The sequence below is a fragment of the Actinoplanes sp. NPDC049118 genome (genome assembly GCF_040648555.1).
Classification (GTDB): Bacteria; Actinomycetota; Actinomycetes; order Mycobacteriales; family Micromonosporaceae; genus Actinoplanes.
This window is the reverse complement of record NZ_JBEZDY010000022.1, coordinates 1-20,045: the sequence shown is the minus strand read 5'-3', so window position 1 is coordinate 20,045 and position 20,045 is coordinate 1. Positions and strand designations below refer to the sequence as shown.

Sequence of the window (20,045 nt, the reverse complement as noted above, 5' to 3'; positions counted from 1 at the left end):
TGACTGGGTGAATCACAAGCTGTTTCGGGAGCAGGCGGGGCACAGGCCCCAGAAGACGACCTCCGCCTCGTCGATCGAGAAGCCGCTGTCGTCGGAAGCCTCCAGACAGGGCGCCTCGCCGACGGCGCAGTCGACGTCGGCGATGAGGCCGCACGAGCGGCACACGATGTGGTGGTGGTTGTCGCCGACCCGGGCCTCGTAACGGGCGACGGAGCCGGACGGCTGGATGCGCCGCACCAGCCTCGCGGCCGTCAGCGCGTGCAGCGTGTTGTACACGGCCTGGTGTGAGACCTCCGGCAGGTCCCGGCGCACCGCCCCGATGATCGAGTCCGTGTCGGCGTGCGGGTGCGTGTGCACCGCGCTCAGCACCGCGACCCGAGGCCGGGTCACCCGCAACGCGGCCCCACGCAGCATCTGCTGGAAGTCCACGCCCGGAAGTCTGCTCGCTATTCTGGAATCAGTCAAGATTAGGCGCCGGCGACACTCCGTGGCCCGGGCGTTCGGGCGCCCGTGCGCCGGTGCGGCCGTCGCCGTGATCACGGCGTGGTCGCCGGCGACCGTCGGCCGGGCGCGGCGTCGACGGGTGGCCCGGTGCCCGCCGCGGTGCCGGCCTCTGCGCCGACCGCCGGGAGGGTGAGTGTGAAGATCGACCCGTGCGGAACCGCCGGGCGGTACCGGATGTCGCCGCCGTTGGCGCCGGCCAGCTCGCGGACGATGTAGAGGCCGAGCCCGGTGCCGGTCACCGTGCCGGCCGTGGTGTCCGCCCGGGCGAACCGGTCGAAGAGCCGCTCCCGGAACTCGGCGGGCACGCCGGCACCCTCGTCGCAGACCTGGATGGCGACGGTCCGCCCGGTGCGGGCGGCGATGATCGCGGTCGCGCCGCCGCCGTACTTGGCCGCATTGCTGATCAGGTTGGTGAGGATGTGGTCGAGGTGACCCGGCTGCACCGCGGCGAGCAGCTCCGGCGGGCAGTCGAGGCGCACGCCGGAGACGGCCGTGACGGCCAGCGCCGACTGGATGTGTTCGGCGACGCGCACCGGCCGGGGAGCGGCGGTCAGCCGGCCCGCGTCGATGCTGACCAGCGCGAGGACCTCCTGGACGATGGTGGCGAGCCGGGAGGTGTTCCGGCCGATCTTGGCGATCAGGTCGTGCACGGGCGCCGGCGCCGTTTCGTCGTCGAGGGCCAGGTCGACATACCCGAGGATGATCGCCAGCGGATTGCTGATCTCGTGCCCCAGCATCCCGATCAGGTCGGCCTTGAGCCGGTTCGCGGTCTCCAGCTCCCGGTTGCGATCGGCCAGCTCGATGTTGGCGGAGTCCCGCGCGATCTCGGCCACCCGGCGCGCGCTGATGTCCTGGAAGATGCTGACCAGGTGTTCCGGCTGGCCGTCCGGCGCCCGGACGGCCGAGACGGTGACGTGCACGTCGAGCCGCCTGCCGTCGGCGCGGAGCAGGACGAGCTCGGAGCTGATCAGCTTCTGCCGGCCGGCGATGACCGCGCTGAGCTCGCGGCGGTGCGCCGCGCGGTCGGCCGGGTCGAACCGGTCGGTGAGCTTCGTCCCGCCGAGGTCCCGCGGCGCCACGCCGCACATGGCGGCGAAGGCCCCGTTGGCCTCGTCGATCCGGTCGTCCGTGCCGTGGATGACCTGCCCGACGGCGGCGTGCTCGAAGTGGGACCGCAGGCGGCGCTCGCTGTCCGCCAGGCGCTGGTTGGTCGTCGCCAGGTCGGCGGTGCGCGACCGCACCGTGCTCTCGAGGGAGTCGTAGAGCAGCGCGTTGTCGATCGAGACGGAGAGCTGCCCGGCGAGGAGCTGCACGGTCTCCAGGCGGTCGGTGGAGAAGACGCCGCTCTGCCCGCGGTTCTCCAGCACCAGTACGGCGCGCGCGCTGCTCCGGCTCGGTATCGGTATCGGGACCACCAGCAGCGCGCACGTGGTGAGTCCCGCGAGGTACGGATCGCGGGCGAAGCGGTCGTCGCGGGTCGCGTCCGCGACGAGCAGCGGTTCGCGGGTGCGCAGCACGTAGCGCACGGCCGACAGCGGCATGCGGCGCTCGTCCTCGTTGACGGTGTCCGCGTCGGCGGCCTCGGCGGCCTCGGGATCGGCCATCGGCGCAGCGGCGCCCTGGTGCCGCGGCCCGGTGCCGGCCAGCGCGGAGACGTACCAGTGCGCGGTGTCCGGGCGGTGCAGCACGACGTGCACGTCGGTCGCCCCGGTCATCGCGCAGAGCAGGTCGCCTACCTGTTCCTGCAGCCCCGCCAGGGTGGTCTGCGAGCTGAGCGCCTGCGAGGCACGCAGGATCGCCATGAGGTCGATCCGGTGCGCTCCGGTCTCCGAAACGCGCCCCGGTCCGGCGGCCGCCGTTGCCCGCAGGAACGCGTGCTCGGCCTCCAGCTGAGCGACCTTGCCGTCCGCACCCCAGCGGCGGTATCCGTCGCGGGCCTCGGTCAGCAGGCCGCGGCCCGCGTGCACCAGGCCCTGTTCCAGCTGGAGGCGTCCGGCCCGCTCGGCGAGCAGCGCCCGGTGCCACGGGCGCCCGGCCACCTCGTGCAGGCCGGCGTCGAAGTCGCGGGCCGCGCCGGCGAGATCGCCCTGCGCCCAGGCCCGCTCCGCGTCGACGAGGTGCAGCAGGTGCCGGTAGTTGCCCGGCGCGTCGGCGGCCCGCCGGGCGAGCCACTGCCGGGCCGCCGTCAGCTCGCCGGCGAGGCCGGGGTCGCCGCCCGCGGCGCGCAGCCGCCTGGCGAGGCTGAGGCAGCGCAGCAGCCGGGCGAGCGCCGACACGTAGCACCCCCGGATGGCCTGGGGGTCGGCCATCGCCGCGGCGGAGTGCGTGTCGAGCGCGTCGACGTCGTCGAAGATCGCCGCGGCGATCCCGCGGTTGACGTGGTACGTCGCCGCCGCCAGCCGGTTGCCCGCCACGTCGGCCAGGTAGGCGGCCTCGTCGAAGTCGGGTCCGGCGAACGCTCCCGGCCCGGAGGTCCGCCCGCGCAGGACGCTCAGCAGCCGCTGGTAGCCGGCGAAGGTGAGTGCGGCGTACGGGTTGCCGGTCCGGGTGGCGAAGGCCAGGGCCGGCGGCAGCTCGTCCGCGCACGCCTCCAGCGATTCGGCGCTGTCCAGCAGGATGTGCATGAGCCGCGCGGAGGTCATGCAGACGACCTGGATGTCGCCCGCGGCCAGCAGCTCGTCCCGGGTCTGGTGGGCGATCTCGACGACGTCCTCCAGCGGCTCGAACCAGTGCGCGGCCAGGGCGACGTACATGTACCCGGCCAGCGCCGTCTCCGCCTGGTAGCCGCGCGCCTGTCCGACGGCGATGATGTGCCGGGTCAGGAGATAACCGGTGCGGTAGTCGTCCCGCTGGTCGATCGTCACGCTCGGCGCGGCACCCAGCGTCCCGACCAGGGGCGCGCACACCCCGTGCCGGGCCCAGAGCCGTTGCGCCTGCAGCACCAGCCACGAGTACAGGAGGGGATCGAGCAGGAAGGCGGGCGCGAGAAGCCGGTTGATCAGGCGGCCGGTGACCAGGATCCGCGGGTCGTCGGTCTCCTCGGTCTCGTCGCCGGGCAGGGCGCCTCCGGCGTCGCCGGGCAGGCGCAGCCCGGCGGCCCACCGGTACAGCCGCGCCGTGTCCCGCTCGACGTCGGCCGCCAGGTCCCGCGGAAGGGTGACGCCGAACCGGGCCAGCACCTCCAGCCCGAGATCGGCGGCGGCGCGCGCCTTGCCCCGCTGCGCGAGGCTGTTGATCTGCGTGCAGGTCGCCGTCGCGAGGGTGATCGGGTCGGGTGACCGGTCGGCGAGTGCCCGGTAGACCTCGTCGCTCTCGTCGAGACGCCCGAGGCAGTGCAGCACCACGTGCCGGTCGACGGCGACGGCGTCGCGGCCCGCCGCGTCGGTGCCGTCCGCCTCCAGCAGCGTTGCGGCGGCCGCGAGGAACTCCTCGGCCACGAAGTAGTTGGTCAGCTCGGCGGCGTTGCGCCCGGCGGTGCGCAGCAGGGTCGCCGCGACGTGCCGCTCCCGCGGCGTCTCGAGCAGGCCGGCGACCGCGAGGTACTGCTCGGCCGCCTCGTGGCGGCTCTCCCGGTGTCCGGCGAGCCGGCGGGCCATCGCCAGCCGGAGCCGGTCGCGCGCGCCCGCGTCCAGGCTCTGCCGGGCGGCCCGCTGGACGAGGTCGTGCCGGAACCGGACCGCGCCGGCGGTCGGCCCGGACCGGTCGGTGGTGATCAGGCCGTCGGCGATCGCGGGCGCGAGGTGCGGGACGAGCTCCGGCTCGCGCATCCCGGCACCGATGGCGAGCAGCGCCGGGCGCACGTCGGCGCCGAGGCAGGCCAGCGTGGCCAGCAGGCGGCGGGTCGCCTCCGGCTGCTGGTCCAGCCGGGCCGCGAGCAGCTGCGGCACGCGCTGGCGGGCCACGAAGACGCGTACCGCGTCCGGGTCCCAGTTCCAGCCCTCCTCGGCCAGCACCAGCAGGCCCTCCGACCGCAGCCCGTTGAGCAGCTCGACCGTCTCGTACGGGTTGCCGCCGCTGCCGTCGGCGATCAGGCTCGCCAGCCCGGACACCGTGGGGGGCTCCATCCGCAGGATCGCGCCGATCAGCTCGGCCAGCCCCTCGACGGCGAGGCCCGCCAGCCGCCGGGGCGGGCCGACCGCCCCGTCGCGTTCCCAGCGCGCGAGCAGCGGCGACAGCGGATGACCCTCGTCGACCTCCTGATCCCGGTAGGTGGCGAGCAGGAGCAGCCCGGGTATCGGCCCCGCCTCCAGGATGGCGTCGAGGACCCGCAGCGAGGGGCCGCTCGCCCACTGCAGGTCGTCCAGGACGAAGACGACCGGACGGTGCGCGGCGACGGCCCGCAGCAGGGCGACGACCGCCGCGCTGATCCGCCCCGGCCCGGTCGCCGGGTTGATGTTCCCGGGCTCGGGTGCGATGCCCAGGAGCACCGCCATCTCCGGCACCACGGCGGCGACCACGGGTGCGTTGGGCCCGAGCGCCGCGCCGAGCCGCTGCCGGTGGCCGAGCACGTCCGGCTCGGGCTCGGCGAGCAGCAGCCGCGTCAGCCCGCGCAGGGCGCGGCTGATCGCGCGGCCGCCCATGTCGGAGCCGAACTGGTCGTACTTGCCCGTGACGAACCACCCGCCGCGGGCGGTGACCACGGGTCGCAGCGTCTGGATCAGCGCGGTCTTGCCGATGCCGGGCGGGCCCGTGACGAACACGGCGGGGCCGCCGCCGGTCTGTGCCCGGTCCAGCGCGGCGGCCAGGCCGCGGACCTCGGAGTCCCGGCCGACCAGCCGGGACGGGGCGGCCAGGAACGTCGGGAAGTCGTGTACGCCCAGCCGCCACGGCTCGGCCGGCGCGGCGTCGAACCGGCCCAGGTCGTACGCCAGGCCCTCGGCGCTCTGGTACCGCCGGTCGGGGTTCTTCTCCAGCAGCCGCATGACGATCTCGCCGAAGCGGTGCGGTAGCCGGGGGTTCAGGCCGCCCGGGAAGGTCGGCACCCGGACCAGGGTGTCGCGGATCAGCTCCAGCGGATCGTCGCCCGCGAAGGGCGCGACGCCGGTCGCCAGCGCGTACAGGGTGGCGCCGAGGCCGTACAGGTCGGACCGGCGGTCCACCGGGAGCCTGATCCGGCCGGTCTGCTCCGGCGCCAGGTAGCCGAGCGTGCCGACCGGTTCGTCCGGCGGCGCCGCGTCGGCCTCGCTCGCCGAACCGGTCAGCGCCAGGTCGAAGTCGATCAGGATCGGCGGACCCGAGCCCGTCAGTATCAGGTTGGCGGGCGTGATGTCCCGGTGCACGACCCCGGCCCGGTGCACCGCGGCCACCGTGTTCGCCAGCGCCCTGGCGACCTCGATCAGCCGGGTCGAGGGCAGCACGGTGACGGCCGGCGACCGGCCCCCGTCGTCTCGGAGGGTCAGGGCCTGCCGGGCCTGCCGGTCCGCCAGCCTCGGCACCCCGGGTACGCCGGCGAGCTGCCGCAGCACCGCCCGTTCGTGCTCGATCCGCCGCGTCGCGCCGGGGCCGAAGGCGCGCTTGTGCACCACGCTCCCGGAACCGTCCGGGGCGGTCTGGCGAGAGACGTGCGTCCGATCGTTGTGGTAAAGGACCTCCTCATCCTCGCCCATGTTCGGGATCTTGCCACTTTTGCGATGATCCTTCTTATTCAGCCCATATATAGTGGGTCGCCCCACGCCGGTGCCGGCGTCACACCGCCGATCCGGTCGGCAACTGCTCCAGCACGAACGGAACGATCTGATCGAGCGGCGCCGTCGACTGGTACGCCCGGCAGAGCACCGCCGCGCCCTCCAGGCTGGCCAGCATCAGCTTGGCCAGCCGCTCCGCGGGTTCGGCGAGCGCGCCGTACGCCACCAGCCCCTCCGTCAGGGCGGCCAGCCAGGCGTCGTACGCGCTGCGGCAGGCGACGGTCAGCGCCGCCGATGCGGGTACCGAATCCAGGGTGATGATGGTGATCGGCAGGCCCTCGGTGTAGTCGGAGGCGCGCAGCTCGCCCGCGAATTCGGCGGCCATGGCCTCCACCCACCCGCGGGCGGTGTCGTTCGCGGCGCGCAGATCGCGGATGCGCCGGTCGAACTCGATGGTCCACTCGTTGACCGCCGCCACGGCCAGCTGCTCCTTCCCGCCCGGGAAGAGGAAGTAGACCGACCCGCGCGGCGCGCCGCTGTGCGTGATGATCTGGGCCAGTCCGGTGGCGTGGTATCCGTGCCGGCGCAGCAGAACGCTGGCGCTCGCGATGATTCGTGCCCGGGTGTCAGACTTGCGCACGGCGCTCCTCCCACTGCGTTCGATCCGGTGCCTCGCTCCGCAGCGCGGTCACGTCATGGCTGGAGGCCGAGCAGGAAGTAGCCGGCGAACGTCAGCAGAAGGTACAGCGCGGGCGACGCGGCCGGCCATCGGGGAGCCGACGTCGCGAAGAAGCGCCACCCGGCGAGGGCGGGCAGCACGAGGGGCACGACGGCCAGGAGCGCCCAGGCCCCGCTCGCCCGCTGCGCCAGCAGGAGCAGGAGCACGGCCGAGACCACCGGGGCGATCAGCGCCACGGCCGTCGTGCCGGCGAGCCCGAAGACGTCGACGTAGGTGCGCTCGCCCGGCCGCGGGGACCGGGTGATCTTCTTCGCGAGTTCGAGGTGGACCGAGGCGAGCACGACGATGCCGATCGCGATCCACGCGTCGCGGTCCGGGGCCAGGCCCGTGCCGTGCAGGTAACCGGCGTACAGGTACACGTGCAGCAGCAGTTGGGCCGGGAAGCTCACCAGCAGGCTGAGCAGCAGGTCGTCGCCGGAGGGCCAGCGCAGCCGGAGATGGACGGCCACGACAAGCACGCCGTAGCCGAGCTGCGCGGCGAGCACCGCCATCGCCGCGGGGGTGCCCGCGTTGAGGATCAGCAGCAGCGCCGAGCCGGCCGCGTACAGAACGAGCAGGTCGCCTGTCCGCACGGCCCCGGCGGCCAGCGGGCGGCCGGGGTTGAACCGGCGGTCGTAGTCGAGATCCCGGATGTCGTCCAGCGCCCGCATGAGCAGCAGGTCGACCGCGAGGGTCAGCGCGGCGACGGCGGTGCCGGCGTCCGGCCTCCAGTGCGCCGCGCGCGGGTCGACGGCGGCGAACAGGCCGGTGACGCCGTAGGCCCAGGCGACGGCGAAGAGCAGCGAGGGCAGCGGCGGGTAGCTGCCGGCGACGAAGCGGGCCCAGCGCCGCGTCATGAGCCGGTCTCCCCGCCCCGCCACCGCACCGGCAGCGTCCACAGTCCGCGCATGAACATCCGGCTGCGCCAGTCGAGTTGCGACTCGTCCACCGCGAGCTCCATCCGGCCGACGTGCGGCAGGATCGCCGCCATGCCCTCCTGCAGCTCCACGCGGGCGTGCGCGGCGCCGAGGCACATGTGCCGGCCGTGACCCAGCCCCAGGTGTGGATTCGGCGTGCGGTCGGGGCGGAACTCCTCGGAGCCGGCGAAGACCTCGGGATCCCGGTTCGCCGCGTCGGTGAGGGGGACGACGACCTGGCCCGCGCCGATGACCGTGCCGGCGAGCTCCACCTCCGCGAGGGCGACGTGCGGCTGCCCCCCGGTGCCGGCGAACCACACCCAGCGCAGCATCTCCTCGATGAACGCGGGGATTCCCGCCGGGTCCCGGCGCAGCGCCTCGGCCAGCGTGGGCCTGCGGAGCAGTTGCAGCACGCACATCGCCAGGTGGGACGCGGTCGTCTCGCCGCCGGCCATCAACAGGCCGAAACCGAAGACCGCGATCTCCTGGGTACTGAGCCGGGACTCCTCGGGCGCCGTCAGCAGGCCGGTGAGCAGGTCGTCGCCCGCCTCGCCCGCGGCCACTGCCCGCTCGCGCGCCGCCAGCTGGCCGAAGAAGTACTCGTACATGGCCTCGTGGGCGGCCGCGACCTCGTCGGCGGGGAACCGCCCCGCCGACATCATCACCGTCACGCGGGGCAGCAGCAGCTCGAGGTCGTCGACGGGTATCCCGAGCAGTTCGCAGATCACCTGGTACGGCAGGGGAGTGGTGAAGGCGCTGATCAGGTCCACCGTCGACTCGGCCGCCGCGATGTCGTCCACCAGCCGCGCCGCGATGGCGGCGATGCGGGGCCGGGCCCGTTCCGCGCTGCGGTGGGTGAACCAGTGCTGCACCGCGCGCCGCCGCCGGGTGTGCGTCGGCGCGTCGCTGGTGACCAGGGCGAGCGTGCTGGAGTCCCGGGCGAAGAGGGTGCCGTTGCGCCAGGCCTCCCGGCTGAACCTCGGGTCGGCCAGCACGGTCTTGACGTCCTCGTACTTCGTGACCAGCAGCGCCTGCCGTCCATTGGGCAGTTGCACGGGCACCAGCGGCTCGTCGGCGAACAGCCCGGCGTACTCCGGCGCGAGGCTGATGCCGGGGCGATCGGCGAACGGATAGTGCGGGCACACGCCGGGCGCCGGGGCGGCCTGATCGGATCGCACGCTCATCGGATCCACCCCGCCGCCGGCTCGATCGCGCTATCCGGCGCGGAGTGCCAGTACTCGCGGAACTCGGCGCAGCGGCCGTCGTCCGCGAACCGCAGCACCAGGCAGCCCGCGGCGGTCCGCGGCGCGCCCGTCGCGGGGTCGTGCAGGATGCACCACCACTCGACCGTGGCGCGGTCGGCGCACACGGCCGGCGCGCCGAACCAGATGACCGGGTCCTTCTGGCGCGACAGCGTCGCCGCCCAGTGCGCGGCGATCGCCTCCCGGCCGGCGTGCGGGGACCCGAACGGGCCCTGGTGGTACGCGGCGTCCTCGGTGAACAGCGCGGCGATCGCCGCGGGATCGCGGTCGCGCCAGCCGGCCTCGAGGTCGTCGATCCATCGCCGGACGTTCATACCGTCTCCTTGTAGGCCTCGGGCGTTCCGGTGGCCCAGGCGGGCACGGCGGTGATCTCGACGACCGCGGCCGCGAGGGAGACACCGACCCCGTTGCTGATCATCAGGACGTGGTCACCCGGGCCGACGTGCAGGGTCCGCACGAGGTGGGCCAGGGCGACCAGGTGGTCGCTGACCGACAGATGGCCCAGGCCGCGCCCGAGTTCGAGCATGCCCCGCGCCGGGTCGATGCCGATCGGCTGCAGGACGCTTCGGATGTAACCCTCGCCGCCGGAGAACACGTGGGTGCTCCGGACGATGTCCGCGGGCGCGATGCCGGCCTCGGCGATGGTGCGCAGGGCGAGCTCGGTGCGGGCGTCGGACAGCGACCTCTTGGCCGCGGCCGCCGCCGCCGGGAACCGCCGGGTGAAGCCGGTCATGCGGGCGGCCACGTCCACCGGCCGGTCGAAGGTGAGCGCCGGCGGGAACAGCGGCCCGTCCGGGCGGTTCATCTCCTCCAGCTCGGGCAGCGACGCGGAGTTCATCGCCTTGACCCGGGCGAATCCGTCCCGGTTGGATAGCACGACGGCGCTCGCCGCGTCGCCGATGATCGAGCCGCGGTTGGTGTTGGTCCCGGACGAGTAGCGCCACCGGTCGAACCGCGCGACACCGAAGTTGTCCGCGCCGGTGACGAGGGCGGCGACCCGGCCCGGACCGCCGCTCAGGTAGCCGTGCGCGAGCTCCATGCTCGCCAGCACGCCGTTGCAGCCCTGCCGGACCTCCATGGCCGGTATCGAGCCGCCGACGGTGTTCCGCAGGATGTAGTGGTGCGGCGACCAGCCGTCCGGCCCCTGATCGCCGACCGAGGCGTGCAGCAGCAGGGAGATGTCGTCGGCGGCGTGGCCCGAGCGGGCCAGCGCCTCGTTCGCCGCCACGACCGCCATCTCGGGCGCCGAGATGTTCCCCGCCACCGCCGCGCCGCTCCAGCCGCTGTTCTTCCAGTCCTCCTCGTCGTACCGGCCCTCCGCGACCGCCCGCGCGGCCGGGAACGGTTCGGGTACATAGCTGCCCAGTCCTGCCAGATGCAGGTTCTCCACGCGCACGGCTACTCCACAGGTGCTTCGAAATCGGCTTCGGACAGCAGGCGGACCGTTCCGGTGCCGCCGTCGATCTCCACGGGCGCGCCGTCCGGAATCAGCGTGGCGGCACCGGCGACCGCGACCACGGTGGGTATGCCCAGCAGCCGGCCGGTGATCGCGGTGTGCGACACCAGGCTGCCGCGCTCGACGACCATCCCCCGGGCGACCATCATCAGCGGCAGCCAGCCCGGGTCGGTCTCGCGCGCGACGAGGATCCGGTCCGCGCAGGTCTCCGGCGACACCGCGGCGTCGAGCAGGACCCGGGCCCGGCCGCGTACCCGGCCGTTGCTCGAGGCCAGCCCGCGCAGCACGCCGTCCTCGGTGGTGGCCGCGGCCGGGCCGGCGTCCCGGATCCGCACCGGCCCGACGCCGACGGGAACCTCGGCGGCCGTGGTGAAGTAGGCGGGCAGGCCCGGGCGGTCCGCCGCCGCGGCCAGCTCGGCACGGCGGCGCCGCGCCACGTCGCGCAGGCCGGTGTCGGGCAGGGTGCCGTCGAAGGCGCCGAGCACCTCCTCCACCCGTAGGTGTGCCACGTCGCCGGCCTCGTCCAGCATCCCGGCGGCGACCAGCCGGTCGGCCAGGCGCCAGAGGACATCGCGGGAGATCCCGTAGAGCTGGCTGCGGCAGAACCTGGTGTCCTCCCGGGCCCTCACGAAGAACCGCAGCGACGCGGCGAGGACGCCGATGACGGCCCGGCGCACCGGATTCGGGCAGGTCTCGCGCAACGTGCGCCGGGCCTCGGCCGAGGCGCGCCGCTCGTCGGCCACGCTGCCGGCGACGGTCAGTCCCTGCGTGACGAACGGCCGCAGCGTGGAGAGGATCATCCAGGGCCGCTGCCGGGGCGTGACCACCTCCAGCTTGAGGTCGTGCAGCGCCCGGTCGCCGAAGCGGGCCAGGTGCCCGGCGAAGGCCGCGGCGACGTCGGCGCCGTGCCGGCCGGCCGCGATGTCGTCCCAGACCTCACGCTCGGGCCGCTCGAGCACCGCCTGGCGCAGCGGTGGGCGTTCGTTGACGAGCTCCGCGAGGGCGATCGCCGAGCGGACCGCCTCCAGCGTCCGGTTGGCCCTGCCGCCGGACACGAGCTGCGGCAGCAGCGCCGCGCCGTCGCGCGTCCAGCGGGTCAGCAGCACGGTGGCGAGCGCCATGACGGCCAACCCGAAGTAGCTGTTCACCATCGTGGTGCCCCAGCGCCGTTCCGCCTCGGCCCACATGTGCCGGTACAGGACGATCAACTCGTCCGCCGAGCGGGACTCGAGCGAAGCCGAGTCCGCGACGAACGCGTCCCACCAGCGCAGGAACGAGCGGGTCTCCCGCGGCTGCCGGGCCAGCAGCAGCGCGAGCCGCGGCGCCGCCCGGAGCACGCGCAGCCACGGCCTCCCGCTGCGTTCGCGGGGCATGCCGGTGCGCTCGGTGAGCCCGAGCGAGCGTTCCCACAGCGGCCGCATCAGTTCGAAGCCGGGAATCCGGCCGTGCAGGGCGAACCACGCGTCCAGCCGGTAGTAAACCTGGCCGTCCAGGTAGCCGATCATGCGCCTCAGGTGGTGCCGGTCGCGGCGCAGCGACTCCTCGCTCACACCCATGCGCCGGTAGAAGTCGGTGAAACCCATCTCGTAGAAGACGCACGCCTGGCTGTAGGTCAGCGTGCTGGTCAGCCCGGGGAAGCTCTCGGTGAGGTTGTGGTTGGTCCACGGCACCTCCGCGCCGGCGGGTTGGTGATCCAGGACCGCGGGCCTCGCCTGCACCAGGTGGATCGTCCCGTCCGCGGTGATGGTGCCCTCGACGTCCTGCGGCCCGCCGAAGAGCTCCTGCGCCGTGACGGCCAGCGCGCACACCTCGCGCACCTCCGCGGAGCTGAGCACCGGCGCCTGCGCCCGTTCCGCGGGCACGGGCAGCGGGACCGGCCCGTCGCCGGGCCGGTCCGGATCCAGGCCGACCATCGTGGTCTTGGCCACGGCGTCGACCTCGATCGCGTCCGTCGCACCGTCCACGAAGAAGTGGTCGATGTCGGCCTTCTCCTGCACGATCCCCTCGCCGATGCCGTGCGCGGCGGCGATCACCCGCCGGTCGGCGCCGGTGCGTGGGTCGCGGGTGAAGGCGACGAACGACCGCGTGCCCAGCACCATGCGTTGCACGCCGACCGCGACCCGGACACCGGCCGGGTCCAGGCCGCGCCGTACCCGGTAGAGGACCGCCTCCGGGTTGTAGGCGGAGGCCCAGCAGTCCAGGATGCGTCCCGGCACGGCGTCCCGGCCCACGTACAGGTAGCTGTCCGACAGGCCGGCGAACGGGTCGTCGGCGCCGTCCTCGCCGGCGCCGTCGGCGGTCGCGACGACACAGGCCCGGACGGCGACGAGGCCGTCCTCGCCGGCGAGCGCGTCGAATTCGGCCAGCACCCGCTCCGCGAGCCCGGCGGGCACGTCGCCACCGCGGATCCGGTCCCGGTTGACGCCCGCCCAGGCGACGAGTTCGCCGGTGTCCGCGTCCAGCCCCGGGAACGCGGTTGCGGCGGGCGTGAGCTGCGCGAAGGCCTCGCCGGTGAGGCAGAAGAAGCGGGGCACCGGCATTCCCGCGCGGCGCATCAGGTCCTGCCGGGCGAACTTGTGCCCGACGAGGGTCGGGTCGGCCAGCCCGGGTCCGTCCAGTACGAGCTGCATGCTCACCACACTCCCGGCAGCAGGCGTGCGCGGCCGTTGGAGTAGGCGCGGTAGCCGGGGACGCCCAGCAGCACCCGCTCCTCGACGCCGATCCGCCAGACCACCACCGCGCACAGCGCCGCGAGCAGCACGACGCTCAGCGGATTGAGGAAGAAGGCGACGAACCCCGCGTTGGCCAGCAGCATCCCGGTGTACGCGGGGTGCCGCACCAGCCGGTACGGGCCGGTGCTCACGATCGAGTGGTCCGAGTAGCGGACGACGTGATGGGAGTAGAACCGGCCCAGCGTCCTGATGGCCACCAGCCGCAGCGCCACGGCCCCGACGAACAGCACGATCGGCACGGCCATCCACGCCGACAGTCGGTCCCACCGCAGCGGCCACAGCGCGGCGGATACGCCGACGCCGGCGCGGCTCAGCGCGTACGGGAGAAGGGTGTTGTTCTCGGCGGACGCCTCCGACGGGTTGCTCACCGTGATCCGGCTCTCGACGAGTATCCACAGCAGATAGACGGCGCAGAGCACGGCGGCGACCAGGTGCGGCGGCCGGCCCGCCTGCGCGGCGTGCACGGCGGTCGCGACGACGAACGCGGCCACCGTCGCCGGCAGTAGCGCACGCAAGCCCGCGACGACCAGACGTTGATTCATCGGGGGTTCCTCCCGTTACCGCGGAACCGGGCATATTCGGCCGGGGTAAGCATCTTGCTGGCGAAATGGAGCGAACCGAGCGCCGGACCGCGGCCGTCGGCGTGGATCAGGTCGAGGTGGAACTTGGCCTTGTCGGCCGAGATCGGCGCCGCCCGCCACCGCAGCGCGACCGCGAGCGTGCGCGGCAGGCTCACGGGCAGGTCCACGGTCACCCCGATCCACAGCATGTGCGCGTCGAGCGGCCACCGGGCGAGGCGGTGCGGCAGCCAGGTCGAGAACTGCCGCCCCGCCTCGACGAGGTAGTCGACCGCGTGCGCGCCGGGACGGCGACCGGCGAGGGTGTGCCCGTCCGGCGGCGCCAGCACGAGGGCCGTGACGTGCCCGTCGCCCTGCCAGGGCGCGCCGATCATGATGTTCTCGTCGCGGGCCCGGTGCACCAGGGCCGCGTCCGCCGGCACCTGCCGGCCGGGATCGATCCGGTAGTCGCGCGCGGGTACATCGTCGGCGGCGGAGAACTCGAACCAGCCGTCGGCGACGGTCTCCGAGTCCTGGGTGACCTCGATCCTGCCCCGCTCGCCGCCGGGAAGCAGCAGCGTGGGAGCCGGTTCGAGCTCGCAGATGCTCCGGAAGGTCATCGCGCCCCGGACCCGGCCCTCGGGCGCGTCGTCGGCGGCCGCGCGCACCAGGTCGGCCGCGCCGCAGAGGATCAGCATGCCGGGAACGTGGTCGAGCGGGTGGTCGAAGTAGAACGGATTGCCCTGGTCGACGCGCAGGCGGGCCGTCAGGCCGCCTGGGCCGGCCGATCCGTGCACTCCCTCGAGCAGGTCGGGGGGTTCGTGTTCCCACAAGGCGGTCGCCGTGCTGTGCTGTCTCATCCCGGGTACCTCACGTTCATGGTCGGCAGAGTCTGGTCTTCGGGAGCCGGCGGTACCTCACGACCAGCGGTCGAGGTACAGCACCTCTTCGACCGGCCGGCGCCGGGCGGGCCGGAACCCGGTGCCCAGCACGTGCGCGGTCGGGATCAACGCGCCCTGACGGACGTTGTCCGGCAGCCCCAGCACCTCGGCCACCTCCCGCTCGTAGGCGAGGTGGACGGTCGTCCAGGCGGTGCCGAGGCCGCGGGCCCGGGCGGCGAGCATGTAGCTCCACGCGGCGGGCAGCAGCGAACCCCACAGGCTGGCCTGGCTGCCCTCGGGCAGCGCGGCGGACTCCAGCTCGAGGCAGGGGATCAGCAGCACGGGTACGTCGGCGATGTGCCGGGCGAGATGGCCCGCGCTCTCCACCATCGCGGCGGGATACTCCTCCTGCCGCGGGAGGAAGCGCTCCTGCCAGGCGCGGGTGTGCCAGCGGCCGACGGCCGCGCGCTGCGCCGGATCGGTGACGACCATCCACCGCCATTGCTGCGCGTTGCCCCCCGACGGCGCCTGTAGCGCGATGCGCAGGCACTCCTTGACGGTGTCGAGGTCCACCGGCCGGGTGAGGTCCAGCCGGCGGCGCACGGCGCGCGTCGTCGTCAGCAGTTCGTCCGGACCCATCGCGGCCGCGTCCACCGAGTTCCCCCTCCGGGAGTCGTTTCCCTCTCCGATACTAAGTGGACCGACCGTCATAGTTGTATAGACTATGATCTCTCTAACTCATCGCCGTTCCATTGGATGGGATCGATGGGGGTCGGCGGCGGCAACCGTGCTGGTCGGGCCGCGCCTGTCCGCCTGGCGGAGATTGCCCCAGGCTTCCGGAAATGTGACGGCACCGAGTGGATCTTGTCACGCGAACGGACGTGCGCGGCTACCTACAGTGCATCGATTGGCGGATCGGGCGGGCCCGGGTCGGATGGACGGCCGGTGCCACGTTCCGCCGCGGCGTGCGAGATTGTCGCGCGACCGGCGCGGATGCCGGCCTGTGACGGACGGAGACCGGTAATGGAGGACGCGCTGGAGGCGTACGGCGCGGGGCGCGCGGATGCCCTGGCCGGATGCCGGGACGCGGCGCGGGCGAAGCACCCGGAGACCGGCGCGGACTACCGGATCGGGTTCCTCGACGGGCGCATCGAGATCTTCCGGATGCTCGCCTCCGCCCGTCGGATCCTGGAAGGCAACGACTGACCGGCGAGGTCACCCGGGCCTACGGGCGAAGATCCGTTCGACGGTGCCGGCCTTGCGCCGTTCCACCTCCACGATCTCGAACCCGGCCGCGCGCACGAGCGGTAGCTGGCGGCGGGTGAAGTGCTCGCCGGCGGCGCGGACGGTCAGCCGTTCGAAGAGCCATTGTGCGGCGTAGACGGGTGGCCAGGTGCTGGCGACGTGGTCGAGCAGCAGCAACCGCCCGCCGGGCACGAGCACCCGTCGCATCTCACGGACCGCGGCGACCGGATCGGGGATCGCGCACAGCGAAAGCGCGCAGACCACCGTGTCGAACGTGGCCCCGGCAAACGGCATGGCCTCGGCGTTGCCGTTGCGCAGGTCGACGTCGCGACCGAGGCCGGCGGCGCGCCGCCTGGCTATGGCCAGCATCGCCGGGCTCAGCTCGATCCCGCTGACCGGCGCCTCGGCAGGGTAGTGCGGCAGGTTGCGGCCGGTGCCGATCGCAACGTCCAGGACCCGGCCCCGGACGCGAGCGCCGAGCCACTCCCGCCCGCCGCCGAACCAGATCTTCTCGAAGAAGGTGATCTGCCTGTCGTAGCCCGGCGCGCTCTTCTCCCAGGCGCGCAGGACCTTGGCGGTCTCGTCCGGTGTCCCTGTCATCGTGTGCGTGCCCTCCGCGCTCACGCCGAACCCCAACCTTGTGCCCGAACCTGTCCGCGGTCAAGGCGAAGGGCGTGCCCGCTTCGGACGGTCGCTACCCGGCGCCGGGCATGGCCTGGGCGACGCAGAACTCGTTGCCCTCCGGGTCGGTGAGCACGGACCATTCGCCCCCGGGCTCCTTGACGTGGCGGACCAGCGTCGCGCCGTGCTTTTCCAGCCGGGCCACGGTCGCCTCCAGCTCGCCGTGGCCGGCATGGATGTCGACGTGCAGCCGGTTCTTCTCCGTCTTCGACCCGGCAACGCGGTTGAACAGCAGGCGCCTGCCCAGGCCCGCACCGGTGAGCGGGTCGAACGGGTCGTCGGGATGCCGGACGGCCGCTGCATCCCGCCAGAACAGGCGCCCCTGGAACTCGACGCACAGTTCCCGCCCGACCGTCCCGGCGGCCAGCAACTGCTCGATCAGGACGCTGTTGTCCTCGAGCTGATAGCCCAGCGCCTCCGCCCAGAACACGGCTTGACGGTGCGGGTCACCCGCGTCGAAGACCAGTTTCCAACCGAGTGCCATTGATCTCTCCCTTGGTCATGATTCGCCGGAGGCCCGGACCGTGCGGAGCAGGAAACCGCGCAGGGCGAGTTCCCGGCCGCCGGTCTCCGCGGCGACCTCTATCTCCTCGACCTCGGTGCCGACCCACTCCGGCTCGGCGAAGCCCGCGCGCAGGAGCTCCTCGGTCACGCCCCAGCCGTGGCCCGCCTCGAGGGACACCGCGAGCACGAAGACGGTCGCGCCCGGCGCGGCGAGGCCCGGCAGCAGCGCGAGGTAGTCGGCCACCTCGCTGCCGCCGCGCCGGTTGAGGATGTGCAGCAGTCCGGAGTCGAAGACCGAGTCGAACGACGCCGGCGGCAGTGCGAGGTGTGTGGCGTCCTGTACCTCGAAGCGCACCTTCAGGCCCTCACGCGCGGCCTTGGCGCGGGCCATGCCGATCGCCACGGGCGAGATGTCGATCGCCGTGACCTCGTAGCCGCGGCGGGCCAGTGCGAGCGCGAGTTCACCCGTGCCGCAGCCGACGTCGAGCACCCTCGGGCCCCTCACCCGGTCGTTCAGCAGGCGCGCGAGTGCCGGCTGCGGACCGCCGATGTCCCAGGGCGGCCCGCCGGAGTCGGCGGCGTCACGGTAGATCTCGTCGAATTCGGCGCCGGCGCCGGCGCCGGCCTCGGCATCGGCATCGCGTGCGGTCACGCAAACCTCCTGCCCACCTGCGAACATCACGAAACCGCCCAGAGGGTCGCCGCCATCGTCTCAGTTTCGTCGTGACAAAAACCACCGGCGACACGCCCTGGATGCCCGCTTTTGGGTGCTGCGGGCGGTCGATGTCCCGCCCGCAACCCGACCGGTAGTCGGGTTAGGGAACGGTGTGGCTGCGGTGGCCTGCGGCCGGGCTGACGTCGGCGGCGTTCGTGCCGAACGTTTGGGTGCGCCTCCCGAACCGGGGAAGCCGCTCTCGGCCACGGAGTCCTGCCCGTCGAGAGCGTCAGAGAAGACTGACTCCTATCAGCGACTTCGATGGGCAGGAGCGGGGGAACCAGGTGTGCCGGCGAGGGCCGGCTCGGGGTGAAGTCGTGCGAACCGCATGACGGGCCGCCTTCAGGCCTAATCCGACAGCTAACCTCGCACGTGGGTTGAAGGACGAGGGATCGTTCGTGTCCAACCGCTTTGAGACCCTTCTTCGTCGTCTTGCCCTCCTCGGGCTGGCCGCGGCTCTGCTGGCCACCGTCGGCGTGTGCGTGCGGCCGTCGGCCGCGATGGCCGCGCCCCGAGCCGCCGAGGCATCGGCGCCACCGCCCCGCGCCACGCACACCGCCGCCGCGAAGGCCCGTGCCGCCGCGAAGGCACGGGCTGCCGCGAAGGTCCGCGCGACCGCACGGGCGAACGCGGCGGCGCGGAACCGCGGGATGCGGATCGTCGCGTTCGCGAAGGCGCAGAAGGGCAAGCCGTACCGGATGGGCTCGAAGGGCCCCCGGGCGTTCGACTGCTCCGGGCTGACCAGCTACACCTACCGCAGGGCGGACCTGAAGCTGGGTCGTACGGCCAACCACCAGTACCACCAGGCCCGGCGCATCGCCGGCAAGACCGTGCGCCCCGGCGACCTGGTCTTCTGGGTCCGTGGCGGCCACGCGTACCACGTCGGGGTCTACGCCGGGGCCGGCAAGGTGTGGCACGCGCCGAAGCCCGGCGACAAGGTGAAGCTGGCGAAGATCTTCGACCGCGGCCGGGTCAAGTACGGCCGTATCGGTCGCTGACAGCACGTCGGAAGGGCCACCCCGGTGCCGGGGTGGCCCTTTTCGATGTGCGGCTCAGTCCGGGGCCCACAGCCGGACCGTCCGGTCGGTGCCGCCCGACGCCAGCAGCCGCCCGTCCGGACTGAACGCCACCGCCCGTACGGCGCCGCGATGTCCGGTGAGGACGGCGGCCACGGCCGGGCGCTCCGGATCGGTGACGTCACAGAGGACGATGTCCGCCGCCTCGCCCGCGCAGGCGAGCGATCGCCCGTCCGGGCTGAACGCCACCGACAGGACCTGGCCCGCGCCACCGCCCGGCGTCAGGGTCGCCGTGCGCAGGGAAGCCCGCGGATCGGTGACGTCCCAGAGCGCGGCGCTGCCCCTGCGCCACGACCCGCCGGTGCCGCCGGCGACGCCGAAGTCCCCGTCGGCGGTCGCCAGCAGCCGCCCGTCCGGGCTGAACCCCACCGCGTTGATCGCGGGCGACCCGGCGAAGAACGCCGTCGTCGCCCGGTCCCGGACGAACGGCACGAGCGTTCCGGCCCGTACCGGATGGGCCGGATCGGCGACATCCCAGAGGATCCCGGTGTTCTCCGGGTCGCAGGCGCCGGTGACCAGCAGGCGCCGGTCCGGGCTGAACGCCACCGCCTTCACCGGTCCCGACCGCCGGACCCGGCGACGATGGGTCAGCGCCGCCCGCCGGGCCGGGCGTGCCGGATCGCCGACGTCCCACAGGAACACGGTCCGGTCGCTGCCGCAGACCAGCAGCCGTCCGTCCGGGCTGAAACCCACCGCGTTGACACCGGCCTCCAGCCGACCGTCACGAATCAGCCATCCGGGCCGGTCATGGGCGAGGGTGGACACGCGGGCCGGGTGTGCCGGATCGGCGACGTCCCACAGTAGAACGGCCCGGTCGCCGCCGCCCGAGGCCAGCAGGCGCCCGTCGGGGCTGAACGCCACCGCGCGTACCGCCCGGCGGTGGCCATTGAGGACGGCGACCCGTCTCGGGCCCGCCGGATCGGCGACCTGCCACAGGATGACGGTCCGGTCGTCGCCGCCCGAGGCCAGCAGGCGCCCGTCGGGGCTGAACGCCACCCCGTTCACCACCCGGCCGTGTCCGGTGAGGCTGACTGGGTTCCCGGCGAACGGCATGGCCCAGTCTCCCGTACGGACGGCGGTTACAGCAGTGGCTCGATGTGGCGGCTGGGTAGTGGTCCGGGGCGGGCCATGTAGTAGCCCTGGCCGAGTTCGACGCCGAGGGAGCGGAGTTTT

The 20,045-nt window shown here is 73.5% G+C and carries 17 protein-coding genes and 1 riboswitch; of the genes, 2 read left to right on the top strand and 15 right to left on the bottom strand.

The features are described 5' to 3' along the window. Positions 1 to 12 precede the first annotated feature (12 nt). The 11 genes from AB0B58_RS30100 to AB0B58_RS30050 all read right to left on the bottom strand — a co-directional run bounded on the left by AB0B58_RS30100 (position 13) and on the right by AB0B58_RS30050 (position 15,305). Positions 13 to 414, bottom strand: a complete 402-nt coding sequence (locus tag AB0B58_RS30100) for a Fur family transcriptional regulator (protein WP_360230595.1) — start codon at positions 412 to 414, stop codon at positions 13 to 15. Positions 415 to 536: 122 nt separating this feature from the next. After that, the gene (locus AB0B58_RS30095; RefSeq protein ID WP_360230378.1) at positions 537 to 6,110 is read right to left on the bottom strand and encodes an AAA family ATPase; all 5,574 of its coding nucleotides are present in this window, start codon (positions 6,108 to 6,110) and stop codon (positions 537 to 539) included. A 79-nt stretch (positions 6,111 to 6,189) separates the two neighbouring features. After that, positions 6,190 to 6,768, bottom strand: a complete 579-nt coding sequence (locus AB0B58_RS30090; RefSeq protein ID WP_360230376.1) for a TetR/AcrR family transcriptional regulator — start codon at positions 6,766 to 6,768, stop codon at positions 6,190 to 6,192. Between the two features lie 53 nt (positions 6,769 to 6,821). Then, entirely contained in the window at positions 6,822 to 7,703 is an 882-nt protein-coding gene (locus tag AB0B58_RS30085; protein ID WP_360230374.1) for a hypothetical protein, read from the bottom strand. Next, on the bottom strand, positions 7,700 to 8,947 hold the full coding sequence (locus AB0B58_RS30080) for a cytochrome P450 (RefSeq protein WP_360230372.1): 1,248 nt from the start codon (positions 8,945 to 8,947) through the stop codon (positions 7,700 to 7,702). The genes AB0B58_RS30085 and AB0B58_RS30080 overlap by 4 nt, the downstream gene beginning before the upstream one ends. Further along, complete coding sequence (locus AB0B58_RS30075; RefSeq protein ID WP_360230370.1) at positions 8,944 to 9,339, bottom strand: nuclear transport factor 2 family protein; 396 nt, start codon at positions 9,337 to 9,339, stop codon at positions 8,944 to 8,946. Before AB0B58_RS30075 ends, AB0B58_RS30080 begins: the two co-directional genes overlap by 4 nt. Further along, the gene (locus AB0B58_RS30070) at positions 9,336 to 10,421 is read right to left on the bottom strand and encodes a ketoacyl-ACP synthase III family protein (RefSeq protein WP_360230368.1); all 1,086 of its coding nucleotides are present in this window, start codon (positions 10,419 to 10,421) and stop codon (positions 9,336 to 9,338) included. Before AB0B58_RS30070 ends, AB0B58_RS30075 begins: the two co-directional genes overlap by 4 nt. A 2-nt stretch (positions 10,422 to 10,423) precedes the next feature. Next, positions 10,424 to 13,111 (bottom strand): PEP/pyruvate-binding domain-containing protein, encoded by a 2,688-nt coding sequence (locus AB0B58_RS30065; RefSeq protein ID WP_360230366.1) that lies wholly within the window; start codon positions 13,109 to 13,111, stop codon positions 10,424 to 10,426. Positions 13,112 to 13,113: 2 nt separating this feature from the next. Beyond that, complete coding sequence (locus tag AB0B58_RS30060) at positions 13,114 to 13,755, bottom strand: isoprenylcysteine carboxylmethyltransferase family protein (RefSeq protein ID WP_360230364.1); 642 nt, start codon at positions 13,753 to 13,755, stop codon at positions 13,114 to 13,116. After that, the gene (locus AB0B58_RS30055; RefSeq protein ID WP_360230362.1) at positions 13,752 to 14,630 is read right to left on the bottom strand and encodes an AfsA-related hotdog domain-containing protein; all 879 of its coding nucleotides are present in this window, start codon (positions 14,628 to 14,630) and stop codon (positions 13,752 to 13,754) included. The genes AB0B58_RS30060 and AB0B58_RS30055 overlap by 4 nt, the downstream gene beginning before the upstream one ends. Positions 14,631 to 14,687: 57 nt before the next feature. Continuing rightward, on the bottom strand, positions 14,688 to 15,305 hold the full coding sequence (locus tag AB0B58_RS30050) for a nitroreductase family protein (RefSeq protein WP_360230360.1): 618 nt from the start codon (positions 15,303 to 15,305) through the stop codon (positions 14,688 to 14,690). A gap of 369 nt (positions 15,306 to 15,674) precedes the next feature. Between AB0B58_RS30050 and AB0B58_RS30045 the strand changes: the two genes are divergently transcribed. Further along, positions 15,675 to 15,857: a hypothetical protein gene (locus AB0B58_RS30045; RefSeq protein ID WP_360230358.1), complete on the top strand. Its 183-nt coding sequence runs from the start codon at positions 15,675 to 15,677 to the stop codon at positions 15,855 to 15,857. A gap of 9 nt (positions 15,858 to 15,866) precedes the next feature. Here the strand turns inward: AB0B58_RS30045 and AB0B58_RS30040 are convergent, their stop codons facing one another. The 3 genes from AB0B58_RS30040 to AB0B58_RS30030 all read right to left on the bottom strand — a co-directional run bounded on the left by AB0B58_RS30040 (position 15,867) and on the right by AB0B58_RS30030 (position 17,733). Next, positions 15,867 to 16,496: a methyltransferase domain-containing protein gene (locus tag AB0B58_RS30040; protein ID WP_360230356.1), complete on the bottom strand. Its 630-nt coding sequence runs from the start codon at positions 16,494 to 16,496 to the stop codon at positions 15,867 to 15,869. Between the two features lie 94 nt (positions 16,497 to 16,590). Then, positions 16,591 to 17,061 carry a VOC family protein gene (locus AB0B58_RS30035; protein WP_360230354.1) on the bottom strand — a complete coding sequence of 157 codons (471 nt, stop codon included), beginning with the start codon at positions 17,059 to 17,061 and terminating at the stop codon, positions 16,591 to 16,593. Positions 17,062 to 17,076: 15 nt separating this feature from the next. Next, complete coding sequence (locus AB0B58_RS30030) at positions 17,077 to 17,733, bottom strand: class I SAM-dependent methyltransferase (RefSeq protein WP_360230352.1); 657 nt, start codon at positions 17,731 to 17,733, stop codon at positions 17,077 to 17,079. A gap of 290 nt (positions 17,734 to 18,023) precedes the next feature. After that, positions 18,024 to 18,187, top strand: a riboswitch (cyclic di-AMP (ydaO/yuaA leader). Positions 18,188 to 18,194: 7 nt separating this feature from the next. On the opposite strand from AB0B58_RS30030, the gene AB0B58_RS30025 reads away from it, so the two are divergent. Continuing rightward, positions 18,195 to 18,794: a C40 family peptidase gene (locus AB0B58_RS30025; protein WP_360230350.1), complete on the top strand. Its 600-nt coding sequence runs from the start codon at positions 18,195 to 18,197 to the stop codon at positions 18,792 to 18,794. Between the two features lie 54 nt (positions 18,795 to 18,848). Here the strand turns inward: AB0B58_RS30025 and AB0B58_RS30020 are convergent, their stop codons facing one another. Continuing rightward, entirely contained in the window at positions 18,849 to 19,925 is a 1,077-nt protein-coding gene (locus AB0B58_RS30020) for a WD40 repeat domain-containing protein (RefSeq protein ID WP_360230348.1), read from the bottom strand. Positions 19,926 to 20,045: the final 120 nt, after the last annotated feature.